General features: G+C 69.9%; 11 protein-coding genes. 10 read left to right on the top strand and 1 reads right to left on the bottom strand.

The genetic code is table 11. The features are described 5' to 3' along the window. The coding region (locus tag MNZ27_RS07775; protein WP_242393473.1) for a biosynthetic peptidoglycan transglycosylase at positions 1 to 896 on the bottom strand (896 nt) is incomplete at its 3' end. 351 nt (positions 897 to 1,247) lie between these two features. Here MNZ27_RS07775 and MNZ27_RS07770 point away from each other — a divergent pair. The 10 genes from MNZ27_RS07770 (at position 1,248) to rplB (ending at position 9,724) form a co-directional block, all read left to right on the top strand. After that, positions 1,248 to 1,853 carry a Fe-Mn family superoxide dismutase gene (locus MNZ27_RS07770; RefSeq protein WP_242393472.1) on the top strand — a complete coding sequence of 202 codons (606 nt, stop codon included), beginning with the start codon at positions 1,248 to 1,250 and terminating at the stop codon, positions 1,851 to 1,853. A 68-nt stretch (positions 1,854 to 1,921) separates the two neighbouring features. Further along, positions 1,922 to 3,094, top strand: a complete 1,173-nt coding sequence (mutY, locus tag MNZ27_RS07765) for an A/G-specific adenine glycosylase (protein WP_242393471.1) — start codon at positions 1,922 to 1,924, stop codon at positions 3,092 to 3,094. Positions 3,095 to 3,181: 87 nt separating this feature from the next. Further along, entirely contained in the window at positions 3,182 to 3,553 is a 372-nt protein-coding gene (rpsL, locus tag MNZ27_RS07760; protein ID WP_242393470.1) for a 30S ribosomal protein S12, read from the top strand. Positions 3,554 to 3,577: 24 nt separating this feature from the next. Next, a complete protein-coding gene (gene rpsG, locus MNZ27_RS07755) occupies positions 3,578 to 4,048 on the top strand; it encodes a 30S ribosomal protein S7 (protein ID WP_242393469.1) in 471 nt (156 codons plus the stop codon). Between the two features lie 160 nt (positions 4,049 to 4,208). Beyond that, on the top strand, positions 4,209 to 6,302 hold the full coding sequence (fusA, locus tag MNZ27_RS07750; protein ID WP_242393468.1) for an elongation factor G: 2,094 nt from the start codon (positions 4,209 to 4,211) through the stop codon (positions 6,300 to 6,302). A 36-nt stretch (positions 6,303 to 6,338) separates the two neighbouring features. Continuing rightward, entirely contained in the window at positions 6,339 to 7,529 is a 1,191-nt protein-coding gene (gene tuf, locus MNZ27_RS07745; RefSeq protein ID WP_242393467.1) for an elongation factor Tu, read from the top strand. 96 nt (positions 7,530 to 7,625) lie between these two features. Next, positions 7,626 to 7,931: a 30S ribosomal protein S10 gene (rpsJ, locus tag MNZ27_RS07740; RefSeq protein ID WP_242393466.1), complete on the top strand. Its 306-nt coding sequence runs from the start codon at positions 7,626 to 7,628 to the stop codon at positions 7,929 to 7,931. 11 nt (positions 7,932 to 7,942) lie between these two features. Then, complete coding sequence (rplD, locus tag MNZ27_RS07735; RefSeq protein ID WP_242393465.1) at positions 7,943 to 8,563, top strand: 50S ribosomal protein L4; 621 nt, start codon at positions 7,943 to 7,945, stop codon at positions 8,561 to 8,563. Then, complete coding sequence (locus tag MNZ27_RS07730) at positions 8,560 to 8,853, top strand: 50S ribosomal protein L23 (protein ID WP_242393464.1); 294 nt, start codon at positions 8,560 to 8,562, stop codon at positions 8,851 to 8,853. Before rplD ends, MNZ27_RS07730 begins: the two co-directional genes overlap by 4 nt. Before the next feature lie 22 nt (positions 8,854 to 8,875). After that, on the top strand, positions 8,876 to 9,724 hold the full coding sequence (gene rplB, locus MNZ27_RS07725) for a 50S ribosomal protein L2 (RefSeq protein WP_242393463.1): 849 nt from the start codon (positions 8,876 to 8,878) through the stop codon (positions 9,722 to 9,724). The last annotated feature ends 12 nt before the right edge of the window (positions 9,725 to 9,736 follow it).

Here is a 9,736-nt window from a genome sequence, read left to right as displayed (position 1 = left end):
GGGGCCGCGGCCTTCGCGACGGGGGAGGGCGCGTCCGGCGACGCGGCGTCGGCCGCCAGGGGGCCGCTCGCGGTCGGCAGCGGCGCGGCCTCCTCCTCGGGCGGCTCCTCGCGGTCGTCGCGCGGCGCGGGGCCGGCGAGGATCCGGTCCAGCTCGGCGCTCGCGTGGCGGTGCTCGTCCGCCGAGATCCGGCCGGCCGCGCGCAGCCGATCGAGGAGCCGGCGCGAGCGCCGCTTCAGCCAGGTCGAGGGGTGCGAGAGGTCGACCCGGCGCGGCGCGGGGAGCATGCTCGCCATCACCACCGCCTGCGCGGTGTCGAGCCCGGCGGCGCTCGTGCCGAACCGCGCCCGCGCGCCGGCCTCGATCCCGAACACGCCGTCGCCCCACTCGGCGACGTTCAGGTAGAGCGCGAGGATCCGCCGCTTCGAGAGCGCGCGCTCGAGCTTGCGGGCGAGGACCGCCTCCTTCACCTTGCGCCACAGGCTCTTCTCGGTGCCGTACCAGAGGTTCTTCGCGAGCTGCTGGGTGATCGTGGAGGCGCCCACCGCGAACCGGCGCTGCTCCAGGTCGCGCCGCGCCGCGTCCTGGACGGCGTCCCAGTCGATCCCGTCGTGCCCCCAGAAGTTCGCGTCCTCGGAGGCCAGCACCGCGCGCACCAGGCGCGGGGAGATCCGATCGAGCCCGACCCAGGCCTGGCGCGGGCGGAAGGCGCGGTGCCGCTCCTTCGCCTCGTCGCGCCGCTGCTCGATGAGCGCGGTCGTCCGCGGGGTCTCGCGCGCGAGGGGGGCCGGATCGGGGAGCGCGATCCAGAGGAGCGGGAGCGCGACCACGGCCGCCGTCGCGAGCGCGGCGAGGGCGAGGAGGAGGCGGCGGGGCGACGATCGACCGGCTGGCATCGCGGCGCACGTTACCACCGCGCCTGGCCGCGCGTGGAGGGGGCCCGGCCGCACGCCGTCCCGTCGCCTCGCGTCCGCCGGGTCCGCCGGCGCCCCTCCGCTCGTCCGGCGCGCGGGCGCGTGCGGCGCGGTCCTCGCGCGAGGCGACCATGAAGGACGAGGCCCCGTGGCGGCACCTCGACGCTCAGAGGCGTGCACGCCGCGCCGGCTAGCGCGGGATGATTGCCTCTGCGTGAAGCGCGCCTCGCGGGGACCCCCTTCCGCGCCTTGACGCGTCCGGGGCCGGCCACTAGCTCCCCGTCACCTACGGCAGCACCTCATGATCTCGGCCGCTCGGCCGCGGAGGACACGATGGCAGATCTCAAGAAGTACGCGCCCAGGGACTACTCGAAGGTGCGGGGCCTCACCGGAATCTCGGACAAGCAGATCGAGGAGCACCTCAAGCTGTACGAGGGCTACGTGAAGCGCGTCAACGCGCTCACCGAGAAGCTCTTCGCCCTCTGCAGCGACGGGAAGGCCTCCGGCGCGGATCCGGTGTACGCGGAGCTGACGCGGCGGCTCGGGTTCGAGTACTCGGGCGTGGTGAACCACCAGTACTACTTCGAGAACCTCGTCGGCGGCGCCCAGGCGGAGCCGCCCGCGGGCTCGAAGCTCCGCAAGGCGATCGAGACGTCCTTCGGCAAGTACGAGACCTGGCTCGCCGACTTCCGCGCGGTCGCGACGATGCCGGGCGTCGGCTGGGCGATCCTGTTCCAGGACCCGGCCACCGGCTGGCTGTCGAACCACTTCGTCCAGTTCCACCAGGACAACGTCCCCGTCGGCTTCACGCCGGTGCTCGTGCTGGACGGGTGGGAGCACGCGTTCATGCGCGACTACCTCGCCACCGAGCGCGCGAAGTACGTGGACGCGTTCCTCAAGAACGTGAGCTGGGAGGCCGCCGAGAAGCGGCTCCGCTGATCCGAACCGCGTGGCCCGGGCCGCCGCGTTGACGCCCCCGGGCGTCGCGCGGCACCCTGGCCGTCCCGATGCCCGCGCTCCCGCCCGCCCGCCGCGCCGCGCTCCGGCGGCGGCTCCTCGCCTGGTACGACGCCGGGCACCGCGACCTGCCGTGGCGCGTCCCGCAGCGCGGGGCGGATCCGTACCGCGTCTGGCTCGCGGAGGTGATGCTCCAGCAGACGCAGGTCCAGGCGGTCATCCCGTACTACGAGCGCTTCCTGCGCCGGTACCCGACGCTCGGCGCGCTCGCGGCCGCCCGCGAGGAGGACGTCCTCGCGCTCTGGGCCGGGCTCGGCTACTACGCCCGCGGCCGGAACCTCCTCGCCGCGGCGCGCGCGGCGCAGGCCCGACACGGCGGCCTGCCCGCGTCGCTGGACGCGCTCCGCGCGCTCCCGGGCTTCGGCCCGTACACCGCCGGAGCGGTCGCCTCCATCGCGTTCGGCATCGCCGCGCCGGTGGTGGACGGCAACGTCGCGCGCGTGCTCGCGCGCCTCTTCCTCGTCGAGGGGGAGCCCGCCGCGGGTACGGTCCGGTCGCGGCTGTGGGCGCTCGCGGGGGAGCTCGTGGACCCGGCGCGCCCGGGAGACCTGAACCAGGCGTTGATGGAGCTCGGCGCGACGGTGTGCGTGAAGCCGGCGCCGCGGTGCGGGCGGTGCCCGGTCGCGGCGCGATGCGCGGCGCGCGCCGCCGGACGGGAGCGCGCGATCCCTCCGGCGCGGGGGCGCCCCGCGCGCCGGCCCCTCGAGCTCGCGTGCGCCCTCGTCGAGCGCGCGGGCGCGGTGCTCGTCGTCCCGCGGCCGGCGGCCGGGCTCTTCGGCGGCCTCCTCGGTCCCCCGTCGGTCGAGCTCGCGGGCGAGGACGACCCGGCGACGGCGCTCGCGCGGACGGCGAGGGAGGCGCACGGCCTCGCGCTCGCCGTGGGCGAGGAGGTCGCGCGGGTGGAGCGGACGCTCACGCACCGCGCGCTCACGCTGCGGGGATATCGCTGCACGCTGCGGGCGGGCCCGCCCGCAGCGGCGCGCTGGGTCGCCCGAGGCGAGGAGGGGGTCGCCCTCCCGACCGCTTTCAGCGCGCTGCTCGCGACTTTGTTCTCGACCTCCCGCAGGGTTCGATGTAAGAACCCGCACTCCCGGCCGGGCCGCCTTGCAGACAAGCTCGCGAGACAACGTTCGAGCTTGACACGAGGAAGCTCATCCGTATAATTCGCCGCCCTTACCAAGGGTTTATTACACCGGCGCCCCTGAAACACCGAGCGGGGCGTTTTCGTTGAGAAAAAGAGTTCGCGAACGATGCCGACGATCAGCCAGCTGTTGCGCAAGGGGCGCGAGAAGCTCGAGGTGAAGAAGAAGGCGCCCGCGCTTCGCGAGTCGCCTCAGAAGCGCGGTGTCTGCACGCGCGTCTACACCACGACGCCCAAGAAGCCGAACTCGGCGCTCCGCAAGGTCGCCCGCGTCCGCCTCACGAACGGCTTCGAGGTGACGAGCTACATCCCCGGCGTGGGCCACAACCTGCAGGAGCACTCCGTGGTGCTCATCCGCGGGGGCCGCGTGAAGGACCTCCCGGGCGTTCGCTACCACATCATTCGCGGGACCCTCGACGCCGTGGGCGTGCAGGGTCGCAAGCAGGGCCGCTCGAAGTACGGCGCGAAGCGCCCGAGCTAGCCTCTCGAATCAAGGAACCGGCCGATGCCTCGTCGTCGCGAAGTCGAGAAGCGGAAGATCCTCCCCGATCCGAAGTTCCAGGACCGGATCGTGGCGAAGTTCGTCAACAACCTGATGCGCAAGGGGAAGAAGTCCACCGGCGAGCGCATCATCTATGGTGCCTTCGAGCAGGTCGAGCAGAAGCTGAAGGACGATCCGCTCAAGGTGTTCAAGAAGGCGCTCGACAACGTGAAGCCGGTCGTCGAGGTGAAGAGCCGCCGCGTCGGCGGCGCGACGTACCAGGTGCCGGTCGAGGTCCGTCAGGATCGCCGTACGGCCCTCGCGATGCGCTGGCTCATCGACTACTCGAAGGGCCGCGGCGAGAAGACGATGGTCGAGAAGCTCGCCGGCGAGATCATGGATGCGGCCTCGAACCGCGGCAACGCGGTGAAGAAGCGCGAGGACACGCACAAGATGGCCGAGGCCAACAAGGCCTTCGCCCACTACCGCTGGTAGGAAGGTAGAGGAGGATCGAGGGAGAGCAAGAGGCCGGCTCCGTCGGCCGGGTCGTCCAGAAAGACCCGCCTCGCTCTTTGACAGCTCGGTCGTTGGTCACGGCGCGCCCGGCGAGGGCGAACCGGTTCACGCGCACGCACGAAGTCTCAAGGAACGAAAGATGCCCCGCACCAGTCCACTCGAGCGCTACCGTAACTTCGGCATCATGGCGCACATTGATGCCGGCAAGACCACCACGACCGAGCGCATCCTCTTCTACACGGGCGTCACGCACAAGATCGGCGAGGTCCATGAGGGTACGACCGTCATGGACTGGATGGAGCAGGAGCGCGAGCGCGGCATCACCATCACCTCCGCCGCGACGACCGCGTTCTGGCGCGAGCATCGTCTGAACATCATCGACACCCCCGGCCACGTCGACTTCACGATCGAGGTGGAGCGGTCGCTGCGCGTCCTCGACGGCGCGTGCGCGGTGTTCGACGCGGTCCAGGGCGTGCAGCCGCAGTCCGAGACCGTCTGGCGGCAGGCTGACAAGTACAGCGTCCCCCGCATCTGCTTCATCAACAAGATGGATCGCGTCGGCGCGGACTTCTTCCACGCGGTCGACACGATCCGCGAGAAGCTCGGGGCGCGCCCGCTCCCGCTGCAGATCCCCATCGGCGCCGAGGACAAGTTCCGCGGCATGGTCGATCTCATCAAGATGAAGGGGATCACCTTCGACGACGAGACGATGGGCGCGAAGTACCAGGAGATCGACGTCCCCGCCGGCCTCGTGGATCAGGCGAAGGAGTACCGCGCCAAGCTCGAGGAGATGGTGGCCGAGGTCGACGACGACCTGATGGCCAAGTACCTCGAGGGCCAGGCGCTCACGAACGACGAGATCCTGCGCGGCATCCGCAAGGGCACGCTCGAGATGAAGTTCTTCCCGGTGATCTGCGGGACGGCCTTCAAGAACAAGGGCGTCCAGCAGATCCTCGACGCGGTGGTGGACTTCCTCCCGAGCCCGCTCGACGTCCCCGCCGTGAAGGGCGTGACGGCGAAGGGTGAGGAGATCACCCGGGCGACCTCCGACTCCGAGCCGTTCTCCGCGCTGGCGTTCAAGATCATGAACGACCCGTTCGTCGGGAACCTCACCTTCTTCCGCGTGTACTCGGGCAAGCTCGAGGCCGGGTCCTACGTCTACAACTCGACGAAGGACAAGAAGGAGCGCATCGGCCGCCTCCTCCAGATGCACGCGAACAAGCGTGAAGAGATCAAGGAGGTCTTCGCCGGCGACATCGCCGCCGCGGTCGGCCTCCGGTCGACGACCACGGGCGACACGCTCTGCGACGAGGCGAGCCCGGCCATCCTCGAGCGGATGGAGTTCCCCGATCCGGTCATCGACGTGGCGATCGAGCCGAAGTCGAAGGCCGACTCGGACAAGATGGGCGTCGCGCTGCAGCGGCTCCAGATGGAGGACCCGTCGTTCCGGGTCCGCACCGACGAGGAGACCGGCCAGACCATCATCGCCGGCATGGGCGAACTCCACCTCGAGATCCTGGTGGACCGCATGTTCCGCGAGTTCAAGGTCGAGGCGAACGTCGGCAAGCCGCAGGTCGCCTACCGCGAGACCATCACGCAGCAGGTCGAGTCCGAGGGGCGCTACATCCGGCAGACCGGCGGTCGCGGCCAGTACGGCCACTGCTGGCTGCGCCTCATCCCGCAGCCCCCGGGGTCCGGCTTCACGTTCGACAACGTCATCGTCGGCGGCGTGATCCCGAAGGAGTTCATCGGGCCGATCCAGAAGGGCATCGAGGAGGCCATGACGACCGGCGTGCTCGCCGGGTACCCCATGGTCGACATCAAGGTCGAGGTCTTCGACGGCAGCTACCACGACGTCGACTCCTCCGAGATGGCGTTCAAGATCGCCGGGTCGATGGGCTTCAAGGACGGCGCCGCGCGCGCCAAGCCGGTCCTGCTCGAGCCGATCATGGCCGTCGAGGTCACGACGCCCGACGACTACATGGGCGACGTCATCGGCGACCTGAACTCGCGGCGCGGCAAGATCCAGGCGATGAACCCCCGCGCGGGCGCGCAGATCCTCGAGGCGCAGGTGCCGCTCGCGGAGATGTTCGGCTACGCGACGGATCTCCGGTCGAAGACCCAGGGTCGCGCGACGTACAGCATGCAGTTCGCCCACTACGCGCAGGTCCCCAGCAGCATCGCAGAGACCATCGTCATCAAGGCAAAGGGTGCTGCCGCCGGCTCGAAGTAGCGCCGCTGCCCCGCATCGAAAGGAAGAGAGGGAGCCATGGCCAAGGAGAAGTTCGAGCGTACCAAGCCGCACGTGAACGTCGGGACGATCGGTCACGTCGACCATGGGAAGACGACGCTCACCGCGGCGATCACGAAGTACTGCGCGACGAAGGGTCGTGCGCAGTTCATGGCGTACGATCAGATCGACAAGGCCCCGGAGGAGCGGGAGCGCGGGATCACGATCGCGACGGCGCACGTCGAGTACTCGACGGAGAAGCGTCACTACGCGCACGTGGACTGCCCGGGCCACGCGGACTACGTGAAGAACATGATCACCGGGGCGGCGCAGATGGACGGCGCGATCCTGGTGGTGTCGGCGGCGGACGGCCCGATGCCGCAGACGCGTGAGCACATCCTGCTGGCCCGTCAGGTCGGCGTGCCGTACATCGTGGTCTTCCTGAACAAGGTGGACATGGTGGACGACAAGGAGCTGCTGGACCTGGTGGAGCTGGAGGTCCGGGAGCTGCTGACGGAGTACGACTTCCCGGGCAGCGAGATCCCGATCGTGAAGGGGTCCGCGCTGAAGGCGCTCGAGGGCGACAAGGGCGAGCTGGGCGAGCCGGCGATCCAGCAGCTGCTGGACGCGGTGGACAGCTACATCCCGACGCCGAAGCGTGCGACGGACAAGCCGTTCCTGATGCCGGTCGAGGACGTGTTCTCGATCTCGGGTCGCGGCACGGTGGCGACGGGGCGCGTGGAGCGCGGCGTGGTGAAGGTGGGCGAGGAGGTCGAGGTGGTCGGTCTGCGCCCGACGGTGAAGACGGTGGTGACGGGCGTCGAGATGTTCCGCAAGCTGCTCGACGAGGGGCAGGCGGGCGACAACATCGGGGCGCTGCTCCGGGGCCTGAAGCGCGAGGAGGTCGAGCGCGGGCAGGTGCTGGCGAAGCCGGGGTCGATCACACCGCACACGAAGTTCAAGGCCGAGGTGTACGTCCTGACGAAGGAGGAGGGTGGTCGCCACACTCCGTTCTTCAACGGGTACCGGCCGCAGTTCTACTTCCGGACGACGGACGTGACGGGGTCGGTGCAGTTGCCGCAGGGCATCGAGATGGTGATGCCGGGCGACAACATCACGGTGGAGGTGGAGCTGATCACCCCGGTCGCGATGGAGAAGGAGCTGCGGTTCGCGATCCGCGAGGGCGGCCGGACGGTCGGCGCGGGCGTGGTGGCCGAGGTCATCCAGTAAAGGTTTCACCACGGGCGAACGGCGGTGCCTCCCGGCCCGCAGGACGGGCACCGGGAGGCTCCGCGCCGCGCCCCGTGACGGAGAGAAGGTCTTCCGATGGCAACCCAGAAGATTCGGATCCGGCTCAAGGCCTACGACTACAAGCTGCTCGACCAGTCGGCCGGCGAGATCGTGGAGACGGCGAAGCGGACCGGCGCGAAGGTCGCCGGCCCCATCCCGCTCCCCACCCGGATCAACAAGTTCACCGTCCTCCGCAGCCCGCACGTCGACAAGAAGTCGCGCGAGCAGTTCGAGATCCGCACGCACAAGCGGCTCCTCGACATCCTCGAGCCGACCGCTCAGACGCTCGACGCGCTGATGAAGCTCGACCTGTCGGCCGGCGTGGACGTGGAGATCAAGTAGTCGAGGACACCATGGCCAAGTTCGACGTCTACGACCTCGAGAAGAAGAAGGTGGGCGAGCTCGAGCTCGCCGACGCCATCTTCGCCGGCGAGGTGAACGAGAACCTCTTCTACGAGGTGGTGAAGGCGAAGCTCGCCTCCGATCGCTCGGGCACCCACGCGGTGAAGAACCGGTCGCTCGTCTCCGGTGGCGGGAAGAAGCCCTGGAAGCAGAAGCACACGGGGCGCGCCCGCCAGGGCTCGACGCGCGCGTCGCAGTGGGTGGGTGGCGGCAAGGCGATGGGGCCGAAGCCGCGCGACTACTCCTACGACGTGCCGAAGAAGGTCCGGAAGGCGGCGCTCCGCTCGGCGCTGTCGCTCCGCGGCCAGGACGGCAAGCTCGTGATCGTGCAGGAGTGGAAGCCGGCCGCGCCGAAGACCTCGGCGGCGGCGAAGGTGCTCGCGAAGCTCGGCGCGGCGAAGGCCCTCGTGGTCGACGCGGCCGCCAACGGGTCGCTCGCCCGGAGCGTCCGGAACCTCGACGGGTCCGACTTCCTCGCGGTCGAGGGGCTGAACGTGTACGACATCCTGAAGCACGATACGCTCGTGCTCACGGCCGACACGGCGAAGAAGCTCGAGGAGGTGCTCTCGTGAACCTCGCGAACCAGGACGTGGTGAAGCGGCCGCTCATCACCGAGAAGGCGGAGCGGAACCGCGAGGCGGCCCGGCATTACGCCTTCGAGGTCCACCGGGACGCGACGAAGATCCAGGTGAAGCAGGCGGTGGAGAAGCTCTTCAACGTGCACGTGCTCGCGGTGCGGACCGCCATCGCTCGCGGCAAGACCAAGCGCGTCGGCCGGAACATCGGCCGCCGGCCCAACTGGAAGAAGGCCTTCGTGACCCTCAAGGAGGGCGAGACCATCGCCCTCTTCGAGGGGGCGTAGCGGCCGGGACGGGAGACCGAACATGGCACTCAAGGAGTACAAGCCGACGAGCCCGGCCCGGCGCCACATGACGGTGGCGGACTTCGCGGAGATCACGAAGTCGAAGCCGGAGAAGAAGCTCACCCGCTCGGTGCGGAAGAGCGGCGGGCGCAACGCGCACGGCCACATCACGACCCGCCACGTGGGCGGCGGCCACAAGCGCCGCTACCGCGTCATCGACTGGCGACGTGAGAAGGACGGCGTTCCGGCCAAGGTCGCGGCCATCGAGTACGACCCGAACCGCACCGCGCGCATCGCGCTGCTCCACTACCGGGACGGCGAGAAGCGGTACATCCTCGCGCCGATCGGCGTGAACGTCGGCGACGTGCTCGTCTCCGGCGAGAGCGTGGACATCCGCCCGGGGAACTCGCTGCCGGTCCGGGCGATCCCGCTCGGCACCGTGATCCACAACGTCGAGGTCCAGCCCGGCTCCGGCGGCAAGATGATCCGCAGCGCCGGCTCCTTCGGCCAGCTCATGGCGAAGGAGGGCGGGATGGCCCAGATCCGCATGCCGTCCGGCGAGGTCCGGGCGGTGATGCAGGACTGCCGCGCGACCGTGGGCCAGCTCTCGAACGTCGAGAGCTCGAGCGTCCGGGTCGGGAAGGCCGGCAAGAGCCGGTGGCTCGGCATCCGGCCGACCGTCCGCGGCCTCGCGATGAACCCCGTCGATCACCCGCACGGCGGCGGCGAGGGCAAGTCGGGACAGGGCAATCCGCACCCCGTGTCGCCGTGGGGCCAGAAGACGAAGGGCCTCAAGACGCGCAACAACCGGCGGACCGACAAGTTCATCGTCTCCCGGCGCAAGCCCGGCATCCGGAACACGCCGCACTAGCGCGGGACAGGG

Origin of the sequence: Anaeromyxobacter oryzisoli, assembly GCF_022690765.1 — a bacterium.
Classification (GTDB): Bacteria; Myxococcota; Myxococcia; order Myxococcales; family Anaeromyxobacteraceae; genus Anaeromyxobacter; species Anaeromyxobacter oryzisoli.
Note: the sequence above shows the minus strand (reverse complement) of the source record. Positions and strands in the feature narration are given on the sequence as shown.